Source organism: Photorhabdus sp. S10-54 (genome assembly GCF_963878145.1).
Taxonomy (GTDB): domain Bacteria; phylum Pseudomonadota; class Gammaproteobacteria; order Enterobacterales; family Enterobacteriaceae; genus Photorhabdus; species Photorhabdus kayaii.
On record NZ_CAWNXG010000006.1, the window covers coordinates 146,009 to 166,500 of the forward strand.

Here is a 20,492-nt window from a genome sequence, read left to right on the forward strand (position 1 = left end):
AATGAACCATAAGTAAAAATAGGGTTCAATCCAGTGACATCAAAAAACGAGTTATAAGTATGCAGAATTTTCAACTATTAAAATGAGTCATAATACTCAAAATTAACAATTAACTTTAGAAAACACTCATTTTCTGTTACAAACCAACTGAAATATGAATAAAATCACCTATTCATATTTCAGCAAGGTATGAGAAAAAGTTATCGATAAGCAGAGGCTAAATTAGATTTTTTCAGCCGAATAGGATTTAGAAGAGAGCCAGTCCGGTAAGTCATTCAATCCCATTGCCTGACGAAGTAATTTAGGTTTAATTCCCGGTAAATTATCTGCCAGAGACAACCCGACATCCCGCAAAAGTTTTTTCGCCGGATTATTGCCATCAAATAATTGACGAAAACCTTGCATCCCGGCCAGCATCACAGCAGCACCATGTTTACGTCGGCGCTCATAGCGACGTAAATAAAAGTACTGACCAATATCTTTTCCCTGACCATGCAAACGACGCAATTCACCTATCAGCTCAGCGACATCCATAAAGCCCAAATTCACTCCCTGGCCAGCCAATGGGTGAATGGTATGAGCGGCATCTCCCAACAAGGCCAGACGATGAGCCGCAAAATTACGGGCATAACGACCGGTCAGTGGAATTGTCAGACGTTCACTCATCAGTTCACATTGACCAAGGCGCAGATCAAAATCTACCGCCAATTGCTGGTTGAAACGCTTATGATCAAATTGTTTATACTGTTCAGCAACTTCACCCGGTAGTGACCAGACGATAGAACACAAATGGGGATCGGCAAGGGGTAAAAACGCCAAAATACCATCACCATAAAAGACCTGACGGGCAACCCGGCCGTGCGGCTCTTCGGTGCGAATAGTGGCTACCAACGCATGATGTTCATAATCCCAGAATGTGAGAGGGATATCAGCATGCTGACGCAACCATGAGTGAGCGCCATCAGCACCAACAACTAAACGAGCCGTTAACATGCGACCATCGGATAAAGTCATAAAAGCTTCATTTTCACCCCAGGCAACCTGTTGCAAAGCCGCAGGCGCCAAAATGGTCACGTCAGATAAGCTGTCTGCTTTTTTCCATAATGTTTCACGGATAACCCAGTTTTCAATGATATGACCAAGATATTCCATCCCATATTCAGCCGCGCTGAACTGAATACGGCCAAAGCTATCCCGCTCCCAAACCTCCATTTCTTGATAAGGACTAGTGCGCATATCCAGAATCTGTTGCCACACACCAAGATGCTGTAACAGGCGCTCACTGGCCGCATTAATCGCAGAAACCCGCAAAGCATACTCTTCTCCAGCAATAACGGGGTGAGTAGGCGGATAGCTCTCCACCACAGCCACCCGCAAACCACTGCCTTGTAAACCACAGGCAAGCGCCAAACCAACCATACCGCCACCAGCGATAACCACATCAAATGATTGCATAATATAACGTCCTCTTATTTTGTCTGCTTTATCTGCGGTTATCTTTGGGCGACCCAACCCAGAGTCTGACGGGCCAGCATATCCCGCACAGGAGAGAATTTTTCCATTATCATCAAGCCCAAGTTACGCCCGATTTGTAATGGGAAATAACGATTGGCAAATATTCGTATCAATCCATCGGTAATATCGATGGTGTTTTCCCGATCTAAAATCCGTTGCTGTTGATAATTAGCCAAAACCTGATAAGTACCAATATCCTGACCAGCAGCAAAAGCCTCAGAAACAATCTGCGCCAGTGTCATAACATCTCGCATTCCAAGATTAAAACCCTGACCGGCAATTGGATGTAATGTTTGCGCGGCATTTCCCACCAGCGCCAATCGGTGGCTAATTTGTTGATTTGCAGTAGATAGTGTCAATGGATAGCTATGACGCTGACCGGTTTCCAATATTTTCCCCAATCTCCAGCCAAATGCTCGCTGTAACTGCCTAAGAAATTGCGCATCACTCCAACCCGCTATCTCCTTTCTCCGCGCCAACTGATGGCACCATACCAGCGAGCTCCGCCCCTCAGACATTGGTAGCAAAGCCAGTGGACCATATTCCGTGAAACGCTCAAATGCACTGCCTCGCGGATGCTCTGAAGTCAGTACATTTGTAATCACGGCAACCTGTTCATAAGCGTGCCGTTGCCACTGAATATTACAGGTGTGACCAATGGCAGAATGGCTGCCATCAGCCGCTACCAGCAATTCACCTTGCAGTCGTTCTCCGCTGTCCAGAGTAACAGTTACCGATGACAGAGTTCTTTCAACAGCCATAACCCTGGATGGACAATACAGCGTTACACCAGGCGCATTTTTCAGTAATCCGAACAAACCCTGCCCTGCATCATACAATTCGACAACATGACCTAGAGCGGAAATGTTATATTCTTTTGCATAAAGGTTCACAAACCCTGCATGACCACGATCACTAACATGAACGTGAGTTATCGGTATCACATAATCTTCCAGAGCAGACCAAACGCCAATCTGTTGTAAACGCTGACAAGTACCGTAAGCCAGCGCTATCGCTCTGGCATCAAAGCCGGGATGTTTCTGCTCCGGCTCTGCTGCTTCAATCAGGGACACATGAATCTGCCCCTTACTCAGGGAAGATATCGCCAGCGCAAGCGTCGCGCCGGTCATGCCTCCACCAACGATAATCACGTTCATTCTTAACTTAACCCTGTTTTGCTTTCGCCATCAGAGCTTCAATCTCATCAGCTTCTTTAACGACACTGGCTGTCAGGTTTTCATTACCTGTTTCAGTGATCAAAATGTCATCTTCAATACGGATACCGATACCCCGATATTCCAACGGCACATCTGCATCCGGCGCAATATAAATCCCCGGTTCAACCGTCAATACCATTCCCGGTTGCAGAATACGATCGCGTTCTACACCATAATCACCGACATCGTGTACATCCAATCCTAACCAGTGACCGAGGCCATGCATAAAGAACTGACGATAGGCTTTAGTTTCGATTAAATGTTCAATTTCGCCGTGCATAATGCCTAGTTTCACCAGCTCTTCCACCATAATCCGCACGACATGTTCTGTAACTTTGTTGATGCTGGTGCCTGGCTTATACAATTCCAATGAAACATTTAATGTTTTCAGTACGATATTGTAAATTTCACGCTGAGCACGAGTAAACTTGCCATTGACAGGGAAAGTCCGGGTGATATCTCCGGCATACCCCAGATATTCACAACCTGCGTCAACCAACACCAAGTCACCTTCTTTCATCCTGCTTTCATTCTCGGTGTAGTGCAGAATACAGCTATTTTCACCGCTCCCTACAATCGTGTTGTAAGCAGGATGGCGAGCCCCTTGATGAGTAAATTCGTGATGAATTTCAGCTTCCAGTTGATATTCAAACATTCCTGGGCGGCAAATTTTCATCGCTCGCATATGGGCCTGAGTACTGATTCTACCCGCCCGGCGCATAGCCTCAATTTCTGCCTTAGATTTGAATAACCGCATTTCATGTACCCAAGGGCGCCAATCAATTATCGATAAAGGCGCTGAAAGATTACGGCGACCGCCTTTTCTTAATTTATCCAGCGCATGGAAGACAATTTCATCTGCGTAGGCAAATTCGCCTCGGGCGTGATAAACCACATCCAAACCATTCAGTAATAGGTAAAGCTCTTCTTTGATATCATCAAAAGGCAAAGCGCGATCAATACCCAGTTTTTCCGGTGCTGCTTCTTGCCCAAGACGACGCCCAAACCAAATTTCCGCAGTCAAGTCACGCGCTCGATTAAAAAGCACACTATGATTATGCGTATCATCACTCTTAATTAATATCAGCACCGCTTCCGGTTCATTAAACCCGGTCAAATAAAGGAAATCACTATGCTGACGATAGGAATATTCATTATCTGAATTTCGTGGCGCAGGCGGGGCAGAAAAAATAATCGCTGCGCTGGCCGGAGCCATTTTTGCCAGTAAAGCCTGACGGCGGGATAAATATTCTTGTTTGATCATACCCTCTCCTGCGACTTAGTTAATTATACCCGTTATCTTTCAAGTTGCCTCTTTGTTGGCGGCACTCGCTCACCCCAGTCACATCGTTACCTATGCTCCCGGGGATTCACTCCCTTGCCGCCGCGATCCATCTTGAAATCCATAGGGTATATTTTGCGCTCAATAAACACCAATTAATGCAATGTTGGTTTATCATTTTTTGCGATTAAAACGGTTTTAGGTTCAGTAAAGGCAATATAGCAAAGCTGCGCAGCCACCCGCACATATTCAAGGACCTCTTCCAGTGCCTGAGCCAACTCTTCCTGATCATCACCTTCTTCATAACCAAGCAGACCGATATTGTGCAAATCACCAATAATCTCATTGATCTCTTTTTTATCCGCGAACTTCGGTTGAGCAACACCTAATCCCAGCAAAAAATGGTTAACCCATCCAGCTAATGCATCTGCTCGTTCATATACATTATCTTCCTCATCTGGCAGCAATAAACCAAATGCAAAATTACTGTCATCCAATGATTCGAATGTGATTTCACGTAATTCACGCAATTGTTGGGCTAATGGATGGGAAAAAGCTAGCCCATCATTAGCTAAGTCATGAACTAAAACCTGCCAACTACTGTCGCGATTACCGCCGCACAGCAGGCCGCTAATCAACCCATGCATCTCCGCTGCCGTCAGTGCCACTGACTGTTGATGCAATATTTCGTCAAAAGATTGATAATCTGGTAATGAATTCTGTATAGACATGTGTATTGGTCATCGTTGACGGTGTAAGTTCATGCTATGCTACCACCAAGGGGAGTCGCTATACCAGACAACAACCTTCGCTAATTGTGAGTTGTCTGTTGGTATGGCGTTATAATGATTGGCGCCGGTTTCAATTCTATAATTCAGAATTAAAACCAGGGCGCAGCAATAAGTCAGGAAGGGGTCATGTCTGCACAACCGGTAGATATCCAGATTTTTGGGCGGTCACTACGTGTCAATTGTCCATCAGAGCAAAAAGAAGCATTGCTGGCTGCGGCTGTGGAACTTGAGCAACGTTTAGACGATTTAAAAGAGCGCACCAGAGTAACCAATACTGAACAACTGATTTTTATTGTGGCACTGAATATCTGTCACGAATTGGCACAAGAAAAAGTGAAAACCCGTGATTATGCCTATAATATGGAACAGAAAATAAAGATGCTTCAGCAGACTATAGAACAAGCATTAGTGGAACAAGGTCGCATCACTGAGAGCACAATTGCACCAACTAAATGAATTCTATTGATAAATCATGCATTAGTGAGTGAATCATTCGAGAATTAGTTGCTTTCTGTATTTAGTTTCATACAATAGGGTTCATAAAGTTGCTTAACAAGCGCTGAATAAATTTCTCTGAGATGTTCGTGAACGGGGAAAGTCCCCTGAGCCGATATTTCATACATTATAGAATGTGGTGCTCCGTAGTCTGGTGTGCATGCTCGGTCTGGCCGAGAAGCCTTAAAGCTGCGACACTATGTTCACCTTGAACCAAGGGTTCAAGGGTTACTACCTGTAACGACATCTTGGAGAATCTCAACTTTAATCGCTGCTGCTATCCACTGGCAGGTTCTATGCAATCAGAGTCCCTATTACCACTCAGACAAAGCATTAGAAAGAAAATACGCCAACAACGCCGTGAACTCACCCCTGAACAACAATCTCTTTTTGCAAGACGGGCTGCTAAGCGAGCAATCAACCACCCCAAAATTCACCAAGCCAGCAAAATCGCACTATTCCTTTCGTTTGATGGTGAACTCGATACCCGTCCACTGATTAACCAACTCTGGCAACAAAATAAACAGATCTATCTGCCGGTATTGCATCCTTTCCGTCATCACCATCTGCTATTTTTAAACTATCAACCCGATACCCCACTCATCAGAAATCGCTTCAATATAGAAGAACCACCGCTGAATGTTGAGCAGGTTCTACCATTATCAGAACTGGATATCATGATGATCCCGCTGGTTGCTTTTGACCGCACGGGGCAACGGCTTGGCATGGGTGGTGGCTTTTACGATCGTACATTGAGGCAATGGCGACAAAAAAATTTCTATCCGATAGGTCTGGCGCATAACTGTCAGTTAGTCGATACACTGCCCATAGCCGAATGGGATATCCCATTACCCGAAATCATCACACCTGAAAAAATCTGGCAATGGCAGTAAAAAATGGGCGCCTTACACAAAGCACCCATTTTTGATATATCAAAATAATCAGTAAAGCAGGCGAGAACGGATAGTACCCGGCAATGCTTTCAGTTTCTGAAATACCATTTCAGCTTGAGCAGGATTTTCAGTCACAATATCAATAACCACATAACCCATATCCCCACTGGTACGCAGATACTGAGCAGCAATATTGATATCCTGTTCAGCAAACACTTGGTTAATACTGTTCAATATACCGGGACGATTTTCATGAATATGTAGAAACCGGTTGGTATCATCAGCATGAACAGGAAGAGACACTTCTGGGAAGTTTACTGCGGATAAGGTAGAACCATTATCAGAGTATTTCGCTAACTTTCCTGCAACTTCATAACCAATGTTTTCCTGCGCTTCTTGGGTAGAACCACCAATATGTGGGGTCAGCAACACGTTATCAAATTTACGTAACGGTGACTCAAATGGATCATTATTGGTTGCCGGTTCAACAGGGAACACATCCACAGCCGCCCCTGACAGATGTTCACTTTCCAATGCATCACATAATGCCGGGATATCCACCACCGTCCCGCGTGAAGCATTAATCAGGATAGAACCCGGTTTCATCAGAGTCAGTTCAGTTGCACCAATCATATTTTTAGTTGATGGCGTTTCTGGTACATGCAAACTAACCACATCACTCATATTTAGTAATTCTGACAAATGACGTACCTGATGAGCGTTACCTAACGGCAATTTGTTTTCAATATCGTAAAAGTAGACATCCATACCAATATTTTCAGCCAGAATACCAAGCTGAGTGCCAATATGACCGTAACCGATAATGCCCAGTTTTTTACCACGGACTTCATAGCAGCCTTTAGCCTGCTTATCCCACACTCCACGATGAGCTTTCGCATTCGCCAAAGGGATACGACGCAGCAATAACAACAACTCACCAAGGACCATTTCAGCAACAGAACGGGTATTAGAAAATGGCGCATTAAAGACAGGGATACCACGTTTTGCAGCCGCTTTCAGATCAACCTGATTGGTACCAATACAAAAACAGCCTACAGCAACCAATTTTTCAGCTGCCTGAAAAATGTCTTCAGTCAGTTGTGTGCGGGAACGGATACCAACAAAATGGGTATCACGAATTGCCTCTTTTAACTCTTTGGAATCTAATGCTCCCTTATGATATTCGATATTGCTATAACCGGCTGCTCGTAGATTTTCTACCGTGCTCTGATGCACACCTTCTAATAGCAAAAATTTAATCTTATCTTTTTCCAGAGATACCTTAACCATTTATCCTGCCTATTGTTACGCTTCGTTACATTTAAGATTCATTCTCTCAACATAACAAAAAAAACGAACACAGCAATATAAACGATTGCTATTCCCGTCACATAAGTCTTAATAAAGTAGTTATTATGTGGAATAAAATGATCTGAAAAAGAACAAAATTAGGATTTAGATTAAATAACAATCAGAGATATGAAATATATCACTAAATTCTCCACCTATTTTAAAAGTGAAAAAATTTTTAAGGGCGAAAAACTCCGCCCCTGTAAATAATATTATTGAGTGATGGTTTCCACTCCATCAAGTGTTCCCATCAATACAATATCCGCGCCACGGTTAGCAAATAGGCCCACAGTCACCACACCTGAGATACGATTAATTTTATTCTCTAACTCAACAGGATCGAGTATGGCTAGATTATGCACATCAAGAATCACATTGCCGTTATCAGTCACAACATTCTGACGATATTTTGGTACTCCTCCCAATTTAACCAACTCACGAGCAACATAAGTCCGAGCCATTGGAATCACTTCAACCGGCAGAGGGAATTTACCCAATACATCAACTTTTTTAGAGGCATCAACAATACAAACGAATTTTTTTGCTATTGCAGCAATGATTTTTTCACGTGTCAATGCAGCACCACCGCCTTTAATCATCTGCATATTGCCATTGATTTCATCCGCACCATCAACGTAGATATCAAGGGAATCCACTTCATTACAATCGAATACAGGAATTCCCAAACTTTTTAACTTCTCAGTAGAAGCCTCAGAGCTGGATACTGCCCCTTCAATCTGATCTTTAATGGAACCAAGGGCATCAATAAAGTGTGAAGCCGTTGAACCTGTCCCCACACCCACAACTGTTCCTGGTATAACAAATTCGAGTGCTGCCCAACCTACTGCTTTTTTTAGTTCGTCCTGAGTCATATCAATTCATTGCCTATATCAGTTACAAGGAAAGCCTGTCGACTAGTATAAACCTTGATAGCAACAAAGAAACCGCAATTAAGTTGAGTGAAATGAATCATGAAAAATTAAGAGTGAATGATGTGAAAAACCCGCCATACTAGCGGGCTACAATAAAGAGTGATGTCTATGCAGCCTCTTTGTTACGACGACGACCTTGCTTTTCTTGGCTTGGTGCCTGTGCATGATCTTCCAAAACCGGACCTACTTTCATGAGAAAATCTAAGATCTCTCCAGCTTTTTTATAAGTTTGAATGGTATCGAACATCGGTTCTTTTTGTGTTCTCATAGCAACACCTCTAAAACGACTTCACATTACTGAACTGATTTAGTCATACAGGACAAAAAATTCCCGACAAAATCTCTCTGTTATGGCCATAGCAACAAATTTAGTAAGATTTCACCTTCAACAAATCTAAATGAACAAAATAACTATCCCACTTGGTCTACCAGGATACTATAACATGCATATAAATGCCGAGAGGTCAAAGAACTAACTCCTTAGACCGACGCTTCAACTTTGCCGTTAATGTCTTAATATCACATGACATTACATATCCACAACGTTCTAGCTCAAAACCAAACGAACGATAGTAAGCTATTTTATCCTTAACGGGTTCATGAATCCTGACGTCTTCACCATCAGCCACATTCATGAAAATCAATGTTGCATACAGAGTATACAAAAGCATCTTTCTATGCAACGGATGATTTTCTATATCCTTCACAAAATTTTCCAATACATGGATGTTAAAACTCTTATCGTTCAAATCATATGTGGATAAAGCGACTCCAGCCGGAGCAGATTCAATTTGGAGATTTTCCCTTGATATGACAAATTTTATACATAAGCTGAAGCAATCATGTCGATTACCGACCTCTGTAATATAATATTCCCAGTTAAGCTCACCATACGCTTTTGTTAGCGTGTTTGCATCGCTGTCAGAGATAGGACCAACCGCCAAATCTATTCCTCTCTGATCCATGTATAACTGCAAAGTATTATATGTTAATTGTGCAACATGTTTCAGTGACAGCATAAAAAGCAACCTTACTTACATTGTTATTAAATAGCCAAAATGACAATTGTTTAACAATTTTATTGAAAGACTACACTTAAGTGAAACATGCAAACAATCTTTAGCCAGATCAAAAATTCATCATCAAGCTATCAAAAACAGCTTCACCCAGTGCTTTCTCCTGAGCATATCGCCTATTCAACCACGTCAACACACTCAACCTTCAAAAATGGAACCCCCTTCCCAAAGGTGACCAACCAACAAAAATTTATCCAAATTGGGTATAACATGCGTAATTTCTGAAAGGTAGGATTTTACGGCCCACCAGACAAATTGCCTCATACATCAGAAAAATATGGCATAGTGATATTCAGAAAAATAAATGGAGAATCTTTCTATAATGAAACGCCCTGACTACCGAACACTACAAGCTCTGGATGCGGTGATCCGAGAACGCGGCTTCGAGCGTGCTGCTCAGAAACTCTGTATCACTCAATCCGCGGTTTCTCAACGTATCAAACAGTTGGAAAATCTGTTTGGTCAGCCTCTATTAGTGCGCACCGTTCCTCCGCGCCCCACCGAACAAGGACAAAAACTACTGGCACTATTACATCAGGTAGAGTTGTTGGAAGAACAATGGCTAGGCGATGAACAGGGGACCGATACCCCATTGCTGCTTTCATTAGCAGTCAACGCTGACAGCTTAGCAACCTGGCTATTACCGGCTCTACACCCGGTACTCGCTGATTTACCTATCCGACTCAATATTCAAGTTGAAGATGAAACTCGGACTCAAGAACAGTTAAGGAGAGGTGAAGTCGTTGGCGCAGTCAGTATTCAACCACAACCTTTACCCAGTTGTCTGATTGATAAACTAGGCGCACTGGATTATCTGTTTGTCGCCTCACCAGAATTTGCTACCCGCTATTTCCCAAATGGGGTTACCCGTTCAGCGTTACTAAAAGCCCCAGCGGTTGCATTCGACCATCTGGATGATATGCATCAGGTATTTTTACAACAGAACTTCGAGTTGTCACCGGGCAGCGTTCCATGTCATATCGTCAATTCATCTGAAGCCTTTGTACAACTGGCAAAACAGGGTTCCACTTGTTGTATGATCCCACATTTACAGATTGATCAAGAATTGAAAAATGGTGAACTGATCGACCTGACACCGGGTTTATGTCAACGCCGGATGCTCTATTGGCATCGTTTTGCACCGGAAAGCAGGACCATGAAAAAAGTGACTGACGCCCTGTTGAAACTTGGGCGTCAGATGTTAAGACAAGATGACATTAATTAAGGTCTTAGCTCAAAAACCACATCAACCTGATCACTGAAATTGATGCTATCCTGCTGGTAAGTTTCACCCACTCCAGCAGCAGCACCTCCCGACATCATCACATCAGTATTGCGATACTTCATGTGATCAATCGCCTCTGGTGCTCGGTAATTGATACTGTATATCGAACCAACTTTGCTACTAAAGCCTTTCGCCAGTGCATCAGCTTGTTCAATTGCATTCTCAATCGCTTTCTGGCGGGCTTCATCACGATATTTTTGCGGATTGTCCACACCAAACTGAACAGATACGATTTCGTTCAAACCCGCTTTTAATGCACCATCTAGCAGATCATTAAGTTGATCTAACTTACGGACCTTCACCTCCACTGAACGGATCGCACGATAGCCTTTCAGCACCGATTTGCCAGACACATTATCGTACTCATAATCAGGCTGAGTACGCAAATTCGCTGCATCAATATCTTTCTTTTCAATACCGTGATTTTTCAGAAAATCAAAATATTTAGCAACCAGCTCATCAACCTGCTTTTTAGCCCCAGAAGCATCTTTAGCAGAAATATTGACGTTAATCATCAATGTTGCTATATCCGGTTCTGCTTTCACTACCGCATTACCAGAAGTAATAACATGAGGGACTCCGGGTAAATCAGCAGCCTGTGCAGCAAGTGGCACCCCGGCACTTAACATGGCGGCCAACCCTAATGATTTCAATTTCACACAACCTCCGAAGAAAACCTGTTACAGAAAATGTTCATCCCACGGAAAAACCGAAATATACATGGGATAAATGAAACACTAACACAGAGACTGTATGCAAAGAAGTGTTCAGCTTAATCAGAAATTAGCAATCCCTGCTTAGCAAGTTGCCATGCGATATACCACATTATGATACAAATAAACCCATTAATAATCCGTTGAGAAAGCGGCTTACTTAGCACAGGGGAAAACCATGCAGCTAGTAATGACAGAGAGAAAAACCAACTAACAGAAGCAGTTGCCGCCCCAAAAGTAAACCAAGGTCTGAGTTCTGAAGATAACTGACCACCAATACTACCCAGAACAACAATGGTATCTAAATAAACATGCGGATTTAACCAAGTGACCGCAAAGATGATCGCAATTACCCGCCAACGGTTTTTTACTGAATTATTTACCTGTGCCAGTTCAACATTAGCAAACAAAACCACACGTAAGGCCCCCCATCCATACCAAAATAAAAAAGCAACACCTCCCCAGGTGACGAATTGTAAGAGTAAAGTTGACTGACTAAGTAATGCACTACCACCAAATACACCGACACCAATCAAAAAACCATCACTGATCGCGCACAAAGTTGCACTCATTAGATGAAATTGTCTCCTACTGCCTTGCTGCATAACAAAGGCATTTTGTGGGCCAAGAGGCAAAATCATTGCTGCGCTAAGAAAAAAACCCTGCACAAATGTCGATAACATAAAAAAATTCCTCAATAATTATTCACTTTGCTATTTCAATGTTCAGAATATTAAGAAGAATAGCTCATTAGAGGAAATAAATGCTTCTAATCGATCATAAGAAATTTTAATAACCAACCAAAAAGCAGATTTTTACAGGAAAATTATTTGATTAATTCAAAGAAAATCAAGCTAATACACACTAAAAGTATTAATGAATCTATCAATTCTATGAAAAATAAGAGGAAGGGGTTATTTTGAAAAAAATTATGGGTTTCATGCTACTAGTCATCATTATTATTGCTGCTCTTACTGTCAGAAACTACTATTTGCTTCGAAATGATGTTGAAGAGACATTAAACCACTATGAAATAATTGAATACTATATTGGTACAGCCAATATTACAGATGTAGATCTCAGTAATTATCAGCCTTTCTTATGTAAAAAAGGCTGTGAACGTTTCATTCTTAAAATACAGGGTGAAAAAGGTGATGGGATAGTCACTGCTGATATTAATTTCCATACTTCAGATGTTTCATCCGCTGTCCTTTGCTTATCAGATAACAAGAAAATAGCACTGACAGAAGATATCAACGATGATTTTATTAAAAACAACTTTAATACCTTATGTCAATAAAGTAGACTTGGGGAATAGAGCGCCCGCGCTATTGACAGCGCGGCGCTGATTTACTGGTAAAAATTTACGGTTTATTCACATAATCAGAAGGTTATTATCCAATCCCTCTGATTAATCACTCATTTTATTCCGCGCCATAGCTTGATTCTGATGCAAATAAACATCCATTTGTGGATAAGGAATACTGATATTGTGTTTATCCAATGTGCGTTTAAAGTTCTCCATCAAATCCCAATAAACCTCCCAAGCATCACCATTGGTGGTCCATACACGCACAATAAAATTCAGTGAAGAAGGTGCCATTTCATGCAAACGAATCGTCACGCCTTTATCATGCTGAATACGATTGTCTGCGGCAATAACATCACCTAATACTTTTTTAACTTCGTCAATATCCGCATTATACGCAACACCGACCATGATCTGAGTTCGACGATTCGGTTCACGGCTGGTATTAATAACATTATCTGCAATAATTTTCCCATTCGGGATCACGATAATTCTGTCATCTGCTGTACGCAATGTAGTAGAAAAAATCTGCACCTGAACAACAGTGCCTTCAACCGCGCCGAGAATAACATATTCACCCGCACGGATTGGACGAAAAGCCACCAGCAATACCCCTGCGGCAAAGTTGGACAAAGAACCCTGTAAAGCTAAACCAACAGCTAAACCAGCAGCACCGATAACCGCAATGACGGAAGCCGTCTGAACACCTAATTTGCCCAAAACTGCAATAATAGTGAACGCAATAATCAAATAACGAACAACAGCAGCCAGGAAATCCGATACCGTTACATCAATGCCACGCAATGACATAACTCTTTTCACGCCCTTACTAATGAGTTTCGCCGCCATTAATCCCAGAACAAGAATGAGAATAGCAGCAACAGTATTGACCAGATATTGAATGATTAAATCCTGATGATTAATGAGCCAGCTTGTAGCTTCATTAATGCCACCAGACAGATTGATATCTTCCATTAAAACCACCTTGATTCTTTAGCTACTTAAACTATCATTGAGTAAAATTACTCGATGATTATCCTTCATAGCAACCATTAACAGTAAGAAAAAGCCTATCGTGCCAGAGAATTATTTCTGTCTATATACAGCTTCTTACCAATCGTACTTTTGTAAAATAAAATCCCGATAATCGGCCAACATATCAATAAAATCCTTGGTACCGCAAAAAGCCAGGCTCTCATTATCGTAATAACTCATGCCCTCCTCCATCGAATCAGTTTCAAACTCAAGCTGATTGGCGCGAACCATAACTTCTTCGTCATCCATTAACAGCGTATATTCATGACCTACAAGTTGCCATTGACGTTCACTACCTTTAATTTCGGCCAACGCTGAGGCAATCTTATCTATCACCGCCAAATCACCTTTAACTTCTTCATTCAGCCACTGACCAATAGCTTCGTGATCCATTGAGAACCGGCTAGTCACCAGTCCAGTGACATCCAGCAAAAATTCGTATTCCATCATTACCTCCGGTGCGTTCTTTCCATTTTAATATTTCCTAGCAATTCCGCCCCAGAATCAGCCCACAAACTGCCAAGAAGTGGGAGATTAAAGCCTCTATGCTGACACAACGGTATAGTTTTCACCTAGATAACCGAAATATACACCCCCAAGTTATTCTTGAGGTTTGTGTCCGCTACGGCTTTCATCGGAGGAGAGTTCAGCCTCAGTGCAAATATAGACAAATACACTATAATTAATAGTATCTCAGAGAAACAAAAACAGCAAAATCGAACATACATCCACTAATTGATGAGATATATTCAAGGATCTTGCAATAGAACAATTTATTTTCTATTTTGTCAGCAAAAACAAAGACACCTTTCAGGAACCATTATGATACGCCATATTCTTTTGCTAAAATTCACATCCGAGATAAAACAACAACAATTAACGACGATAAGAGATACCGCTATTTCCATGCAGCATCAGATCAAAGGTATTTCTTCTATCGAATTGGGAAATAATGAAAACAAAAATAAAGGTTTTACATATGCTATCACCATGACATTTGATGATCATAAAGCTATTTAAAACTATTTGTCTCACTCAGCGCATGACGAATTAAAAGATCTCCTTATAGATTATGTCAACGATATCATCGTATTTGATTATGAAGTGTAATTTTCATTTCTGGGGAATAATCATCTATTAACCAATATTCAACATAACGAATATTATCGGCGCACCTGAGAATAATTAGACACGCCGATTATCGGTAGAAATATGTTTATACCCGTCATCTTTCAAGTTGCCTCTTTGTTGGCTGCACTCGCTCACCCCGGTCACATCGTTATCTATGCTCCCGGGGATTCTCTCCCTTGCCGTCGCGATGCATCTTGAAATCCATTGGGTATATATGAATTATCGTGAAAAATCCAAATATTTAACCAATAATTAAATACTATATAAAAACTTTTTAACCTTGCTTATTTGCTAATAATTTTATTTAAAATCATGTGGTTGGGGGTTTTTATAGCGATAATTAGGTTTCTTCTATTTTGATTTTTTTAGGTTTAAAACCAGAAAGAGTAACAGCTCTGTTAATATTATTAAAACCAAAATCCATTTTTTAATAGTTTTTAATGCCACTAACCGTTTTTTTACTACTAATTTTTTAATACGGTTAACAGCGTTATTTTGTCACCTTATTAACCAATTTAAAATCCGTTTTTCCTAATGTTTTATCTTTTAATGTCAGTTATAATATCGAAATTTTCACTCACTTTAAAAAATTCTTAATCATTACTTTTTACCTTTAATGATTAAAGTTTTTATCTTTTTTTTCATTATACGTTTGCCTTTTCTCCAGATTTTAAAACCACACTAACAGGAAAAAAACGACTTTTCTTAACTAACACTTGTTTTATCATTGATAAAAACTCAACAGTGATAGTCGAAACACTAAAAGCCAGCAATCTAATATGGGAGGTTTTTACCTCCCATTCGTTCATATTGCAATATACCCGTTATCTTTCAAGTTGCCTCTTTGTTGGCTGCACTCGCTCACCCCGGTCACATCGTTACCTATGCTCCCGGGGATTCACTCCCTTGCCGTCGCGATGCATCTTGAAATCCATTGGGTATATATCGGAATTACACCGCAGTTTGGAAAATCACATCATCCGCTTTTTCAGTGTATTGGTTCAGTTGATCAAAATTGAGATAACGGTAAGTATCTTCCGCAGTCTCATCAACTTTAGCCATAAATTGCTGATACTCTTCTGGCGTAGGCAGACGTCCCAACAGAGAAGCTACAGCCGCCAGTTCAGCCGATGCCAGGTAAACATTCGCACCCGTCCCCAAACGATTTGGGAAGTTACGAGTCGAAGTGGAGACCACAGTTACACCGTCAGCAACGCGTGCTTGGTTACCCATGCACAAGGAACAACCAGGAATTTCAACCCGTGCTCCACTCTTGCCAAAGATGCTGTAATAACCTTCCTCTGTGAGTTGAGCCGCATCCATTTTCGTTGGCGGAGCAACCCATAAACGAGTCGGTAATTGACCTTTATGTTGATCCAATAACTTACCGGCTGCACGGAAATGACCAATGTTAGTCATACAAGAACCGATAAAAACCTCATCGATCTTACTGTTAGCCACATCAGACAGTAAACGGGCATCATCTGGATCATTCGGCGCGCATAGAATAGGCTCTTTAATTTCAGCCAGATCGATTTCGATAACTGCGGCATATTCTGCATCAGCATCAGCTTCCAACAATTGAGGATCTTTCAGCCAATTCTCCATGCCTGTTACACGACGTTCTAAAGTACGGCGATCACCATAACCTTCAGCAATCATCCATTTCAGCAGTACAATATTGGATTGCAGATATTCAATAATCGGTGCTTTATCCAATTTAATGGTACAACCCGCCGCAGAGCGCTCCGCAGAAGCATCCGCCAACTCAAATGCCTGCTCGACTTTCAGATCTGGCAAACCTTCAATTTCGAGGATACGGCCAGAGAAGATGTTTTTCTTACCTTTCTTTTCAACCGTCAGAAGGCCTTGCTGAATCGCATAGTAAGGAATCGCATGAACCAAATCACGCAAAGTAATACCGGGCTGCATCTGCCCTTTAAAACGAACCAGCACAGATTCTGGCATATCCAAAGGCATCACCCCCGTCGCAGCAGCAAACGCTACCAGACCAGAACCAGCCGGGAAGGAAATACCAATCGGGAAACGCGTATGAGAATCACCGCCCGTACCAACGGTATCAGGCAACAGCATACGGTTCAGCCATGAGTGAATAATGCCATCCCCCGGACGCAGAGAAACCCCGCCACGATTCATGATGAAGTCAGGCAAGGTATGGTGAGTGGTGACGTCAACTGGCTTAGGATAAGCCGCCGTATGGCAGAATGACTGCATTACCAGATCCGCAGAGAAACCCAAACACGCCAGATCTTTCAGTTCGTCACGGGTCATGGGGCCAGTTGTATCCTGAGAACCAACAGAGGTCATTTTAGGTTCACAGTATTCACCAGGGCGAATACCCACCGTGCCACATGCCCGACCGACCATTTTCTGAGCCAGGGAGAAACCGCGACTACTTTCTTCAACCGCTTTCGCCTGACGGAAGACATCACTGGGTGGTAAACCAAGAGATTCACGTGCCTTACTGGTCAAACCACGGCCGATAATCAGTGGAATACGGCCACCCGCACGCACTTCATCCAACAATACATCTGTTTTCAGTTCAAATTCAGCCAGTAACTCATTGGTTTCGTGGTGACGTACTTCCCCTTTATATGGGTAGATATCAATTACCTCCCCCATATTTAATTTGTTCACATCCAGCTCAATTGGCAGCGCACCGGCATCTTCCATCGTATTGAAGAAGATTGGTGCAATTTTACCGCCCAGAACAACACCACCACCACGTTTGTTTGGCACAAATGGAATATCATCGCCCATAAACCATAACACTGAGTTAGTGGCTGATTTGCGGGAAGAACCTGTACCAACCACATCACCGACATAAGCCAGCGGATAGCCTTTCTTATTCAGCTCTTCAATCTGTTTGATTGGGCCAATAACACCAGCTTGATCCGGGACAATCCCTTCGCGGGCATTTTTCAACATAGCCAGAGCATGCAGAGGAATATCAGGGCGTGACCATGCATCCTGCGCAGGAGATAAGTCGTCAGTGTTTGTTTCACCCGTCACTTTAAATACTGTGACTGTAATTTTTTCTGCCAATTCAGGGCGTTCCAGATACCACTGCGCATCAGCCCAAGATTGCATAATTTGTTTGGCTTGTGGATTACCTGCTCTTGCTTTTTCTTCTACATCATAGAAGTTGTCAAACATCAACAAAGTATGAGAGAGCGCTTTAGCTGCAATTGGAGCCAGTTTTTCATTATCCAGAGCATCAATCAAAGGATGAATATTATAACCACCTTGCATCGTTCCAAGCAGTTCAACCGCCTTTTCTGGCGCGATTAGCGGTGAAATGGTTTCATCTTTCGCAATGGCGGCAAGAAAACCGGCTTTTACATAGGCCGCTTCATCAACGCCAGGGGGAATACGGTTAATCAGCAGATCTAACAGGAAATCTTCTTCACCTTTTGGTGGGCTCTTCAGTAACTCAACCAGCGCCGCCGCTTGTGTCGCGTCCAATGGTTTAGGGACAACACCTTGGGCTGCACGCTCGGCTACGTGCTTGCGGTATTCTTCTAGCACGACTTTCTCCTCGCTCTCATTGTCATTTTATCTACCCGGCTCTGCACCCGCCTTAGAACCTGCCTCACCAGACTATCGTCTTTGCGCAACAATATGTGTTTTCGCAACAAATAGCCCCTCCTGGGACAGGTTGTTAGTTATGGTTCCGGGTGCCAGGTCAGAGGATTGCCGACATAACTTAACAAGTACAAATCAAGTTATGCCCAGCTTCGGGCGCTCAGCATACCAAAATTTGAATGCGATGTTAATTCGTTCACATAAAAGTAACATTAACTGATAGTAATATTCTGAATTAACAGCAGACAAAGCTATTAAAACAGATTATTCCGCTGATTTTTGCCAATAGCACCTACAAAAGCCATACTTTTTATACTGTACTTTCCCAAACAGGTCATACCAGATAAAAAAACGGCTTTCAATAAATGAAAGCCGCTTCGGTGAATTACATTAATACATTAATCGATTTAAGAAATTACTTCTTTTTCTTTGCCTTCGCATTCGGCAAATCAGTAATACTGCCTTCAAAGACTTCAGCAGCCAGACCTACCGATTCATGCAATGTTGGGTGAGCATGGATGGTCAATGCGATATCTTCCGCATCACAACCCATTTCAATTGCCAGACCGATTTCACCCAACAATTCACCACCGTTAGTACCCACAATAGCACCACCGATAATACGATTACTTTCTTTATCGAAAATCAGTTTGGTCATACCGTCAGCACAATCAGAAGCAATTGCGCGGCCAGAAGCTGCCCACGGGAAAGTAGCCGTTTCATAGCTAATGCCTTTCTCTTTCGCTTCTTTCTCAGTCAGGCCAACCCATGCAACTTCGGGTTCAGTGTAAGCAATGGATGGAATCACTTTTGGATCAAAGTAGTGTTTCTTACCAGAAATAACTTCCGCCGCAACGTGACCTTCATGAACACCTTTATGCGCCAACATAGGCTGACCAACGATGTCACCAATAGCAAAGATGTGCGGTACATTGGTGCGCATTTGCTTATCAACGTGGATAAAGCCGCGGTCGTCAACGTCAACACCAGCTTTACCTGCATCCAGCATTTTACCGTTAGGTACACGACCGATAGCAACCAGAACCGCGTCATAACGCTGTGGTTCTGTCGGTGCGTTTTTGCCTTCCATCGTGACGTAGATACCATCTTCTTTGGCTTCTACTACGGTAACTTTGGTTTCCAGCATCAGATTGAATTGTTTGCTGATACGTTTGGTAAAGACTTTCACCACATCTTTATCAGCCGCAGGAATAACCTGATCCAACATTTCAACAACATCAATCTGAGAACCCAGAGCGTGGTAAACGGTTCCCATTTCCAGACCGATAATACCACCGCCCATGACCAACAAGCGGCCAGGAACGGTTGTCAGCGCCAAAGCATCGGTAGAATCCCAAACGCGCGGGTCATCATGAGGAATAAATGGCAATTGGATAGGACGGGAACCCGCTGCAATAATGGCGTTATCAAAATTAATCGTTGTTGCGCCACCTTCACCTTCAACAACCAGCGTGTTCGCCCCTGTAAATTTACCAACACCATTAACCACTTTAACTTTACGGCCTTTAGCCATACCAGCCAAACCACCGGTTAGCTGATTAATAACTTTTTCTTTCCAAACACGGACTTTTTCGATGTCAGTTTTGGGTTCACCAAAAACGATGCCATGATCTGCCAGCGCTTTAGCTTCCTCAATAACTTTTGCTACATGCAGCAATGCCTTGGAAGGGATACAACCAACGTTAAGACAAACACCACCTAAGGTAGAGTAACGTTCCACCAGAACGGTTTCCAAACCTAAATCCGCGCAACGAAAAGCAGCAGAATACCCTGCTGGACCTGCCCCAAGTACCACTACTTGGGCTTTAATTTCAGTACTCATCATGACCTCTTAATTGTTT

General features: G+C 42.4%; 19 protein-coding genes and 1 other RNA gene. 6 read left to right on the forward strand and 14 right to left on the reverse strand.

Going from position 1 to position 20,492, the window contains the following annotated elements; all coding sequences use genetic code 11:
* Positions 1 to 222 precede the first annotated feature (222 nt).
* From ubiI to AACQ83_RS05340, 4 genes are all read right to left on the reverse strand, one after another.
* A complete protein-coding gene (ubiI, locus tag AACQ83_RS05325; RefSeq protein WP_112876741.1) occupies positions 223 to 1,455 on the reverse strand; it encodes an FAD-dependent 2-octaprenylphenol hydroxylase in 1,233 nt (410 codons plus the stop codon).
* Between the two features lie 38 nt (positions 1,456 to 1,493).
* Complete coding sequence (gene ubiH, locus AACQ83_RS05330) at positions 1,494 to 2,672, reverse strand: 2-octaprenyl-6-methoxyphenyl hydroxylase (RefSeq protein WP_112876742.1); 1,179 nt, start codon at positions 2,670 to 2,672, stop codon at positions 1,494 to 1,496.
* A gap of 7 nt (positions 2,673 to 2,679) precedes the next feature.
* A complete protein-coding gene (gene pepP / locus AACQ83_RS05335) occupies positions 2,680 to 3,996 on the reverse strand; it encodes a Xaa-Pro aminopeptidase (protein ID WP_112876743.1) in 1,317 nt (438 codons plus the stop codon).
* A gap of 173 nt (positions 3,997 to 4,169) precedes the next feature.
* Positions 4,170 to 4,745: a YecA/YgfB family protein gene (locus AACQ83_RS05340; protein ID WP_112876744.1), complete on the reverse strand. Its 576-nt coding sequence runs from the start codon at positions 4,743 to 4,745 to the stop codon at positions 4,170 to 4,172.
* Between the two features lie 186 nt (positions 4,746 to 4,931).
* Between AACQ83_RS05340 and zapA the strand changes: the two genes are divergently transcribed.
* From zapA to AACQ83_RS05355, 3 genes are all read left to right on the forward strand, one after another.
* A complete protein-coding gene (gene zapA / locus AACQ83_RS05345) occupies positions 4,932 to 5,261 on the forward strand; it encodes a cell division protein ZapA (protein WP_112876745.1) in 330 nt (109 codons plus the stop codon).
* A 111-nt stretch (positions 5,262 to 5,372) separates the two neighbouring features.
* Positions 5,373 to 5,559, forward strand: a non-coding RNA gene (gene ssrS / locus AACQ83_RS05350) — 6S RNA.
* A gap of 37 nt (positions 5,560 to 5,596) precedes the next feature.
* Positions 5,597 to 6,193: a 5-formyltetrahydrofolate cyclo-ligase gene (locus AACQ83_RS05355; protein WP_112876746.1), complete on the forward strand. Its 597-nt coding sequence runs from the start codon at positions 5,597 to 5,599 to the stop codon at positions 6,191 to 6,193.
* Positions 6,194 to 6,241: 48 nt separating this feature from the next.
* On the opposite strand, the gene serA is transcribed toward AACQ83_RS05355, so the two are convergent.
* From serA to AACQ83_RS05375, 4 genes are all read right to left on the reverse strand, one after another.
* On the reverse strand, positions 6,242 to 7,483 hold the full coding sequence (gene serA / locus AACQ83_RS05360) for a phosphoglycerate dehydrogenase (RefSeq protein ID WP_112876747.1): 1,242 nt from the start codon (positions 7,481 to 7,483) through the stop codon (positions 6,242 to 6,244).
* A 272-nt stretch (positions 7,484 to 7,755) separates the two neighbouring features.
* The gene (rpiA, locus tag AACQ83_RS05365) at positions 7,756 to 8,415 is read right to left on the reverse strand and encodes a ribose-5-phosphate isomerase RpiA (protein ID WP_112876748.1); all 660 of its coding nucleotides are present in this window, start codon (positions 8,413 to 8,415) and stop codon (positions 7,756 to 7,758) included.
* Positions 8,416 to 8,581: 166 nt separating this feature from the next.
* Entirely contained in the window at positions 8,582 to 8,743 is a 162-nt protein-coding gene (locus AACQ83_RS05370; RefSeq protein ID WP_192880990.1) for a hypothetical protein, read from the reverse strand.
* A 196-nt stretch (positions 8,744 to 8,939) separates the two neighbouring features.
* Positions 8,940 to 9,494: a hypothetical protein gene (locus tag AACQ83_RS05375; protein WP_112876749.1), complete on the reverse strand. Its 555-nt coding sequence runs from the start codon at positions 9,492 to 9,494 to the stop codon at positions 8,940 to 8,942.
* Positions 9,495 to 9,873: 379 nt separating this feature from the next.
* Between AACQ83_RS05375 and AACQ83_RS05380 the strand changes: the two genes are divergently transcribed.
* Positions 9,874 to 10,776: a LysR family transcriptional regulator ArgP gene (locus AACQ83_RS05380; RefSeq protein ID WP_112876750.1), complete on the forward strand. Its 903-nt coding sequence runs from the start codon at positions 9,874 to 9,876 to the stop codon at positions 10,774 to 10,776.
* On the opposite strand, the gene AACQ83_RS05385 is transcribed toward AACQ83_RS05380, so the two are convergent.
* Positions 10,773 to 11,495, reverse strand: coding sequence for an oxidative stress defense protein (locus tag AACQ83_RS05385; RefSeq protein ID WP_112876751.1), 723 nt, complete (start codon positions 11,493 to 11,495; stop codon positions 10,773 to 10,775). The two genes, AACQ83_RS05380 and AACQ83_RS05385, sit on opposite strands and share 4 nt — an antisense overlap.
* Before the next feature lie 113 nt (positions 11,496 to 11,608).
* Entirely contained in the window at positions 11,609 to 12,232 is a 624-nt protein-coding gene (gene argO, locus AACQ83_RS05390) for an arginine exporter ArgO (protein WP_112876752.1), read from the reverse strand.
* Between the two features lie 236 nt (positions 12,233 to 12,468).
* Between argO and AACQ83_RS05395 the strand changes: the two genes are divergently transcribed.
* Positions 12,469 to 12,849 (forward strand): hypothetical protein, encoded by a 381-nt coding sequence (locus AACQ83_RS05395; RefSeq protein WP_112876753.1) that lies wholly within the window; start codon positions 12,469 to 12,471, stop codon positions 12,847 to 12,849.
* Positions 12,850 to 12,960: 111 nt separating this feature from the next.
* Here the strand turns inward: AACQ83_RS05395 and mscS are convergent, their stop codons facing one another.
* Both mscS and AACQ83_RS05405 read right to left on the reverse strand, forming a co-directional pair.
* Positions 12,961 to 13,833 (reverse strand): small-conductance mechanosensitive channel MscS, encoded by an 873-nt coding sequence (gene mscS / locus AACQ83_RS05400; RefSeq protein WP_112876754.1) that lies wholly within the window; start codon positions 13,831 to 13,833, stop codon positions 12,961 to 12,963.
* 135 nt (positions 13,834 to 13,968) lie between these two features.
* The gene (locus AACQ83_RS05405) at positions 13,969 to 14,340 is read right to left on the reverse strand and encodes a YacL family protein (protein ID WP_112876755.1); all 372 of its coding nucleotides are present in this window, start codon (positions 14,338 to 14,340) and stop codon (positions 13,969 to 13,971) included.
* 375 nt (positions 14,341 to 14,715) lie between these two features.
* Here AACQ83_RS05405 and AACQ83_RS05410 point away from each other — a divergent pair, with 375 nt between their 5' ends.
* Positions 14,716 to 14,913: a Dabb family protein gene (locus AACQ83_RS05410; RefSeq protein ID WP_158537753.1), complete on the forward strand. Its 198-nt coding sequence runs from the start codon at positions 14,716 to 14,718 to the stop codon at positions 14,911 to 14,913.
* Positions 14,914 to 15,975: 1,062 nt separating this feature from the next.
* Here AACQ83_RS05410 and acnB read toward each other — a convergent pair.
* Both acnB and lpdA read right to left on the reverse strand, forming a co-directional pair.
* On the reverse strand, positions 15,976 to 18,573 hold the full coding sequence (gene acnB / locus AACQ83_RS05415) for a bifunctional aconitate hydratase 2/2-methylisocitrate dehydratase (protein WP_112876757.1): 2,598 nt from the start codon (positions 18,571 to 18,573) through the stop codon (positions 15,976 to 15,978).
* A 472-nt stretch (positions 18,574 to 19,045) separates the two neighbouring features.
* Complete coding sequence (lpdA, locus tag AACQ83_RS05420; RefSeq protein WP_112876758.1) at positions 19,046 to 20,473, reverse strand: dihydrolipoyl dehydrogenase; 1,428 nt, start codon at positions 20,471 to 20,473, stop codon at positions 19,046 to 19,048.
* Positions 20,474 to 20,492: the final 19 nt, after the last annotated feature.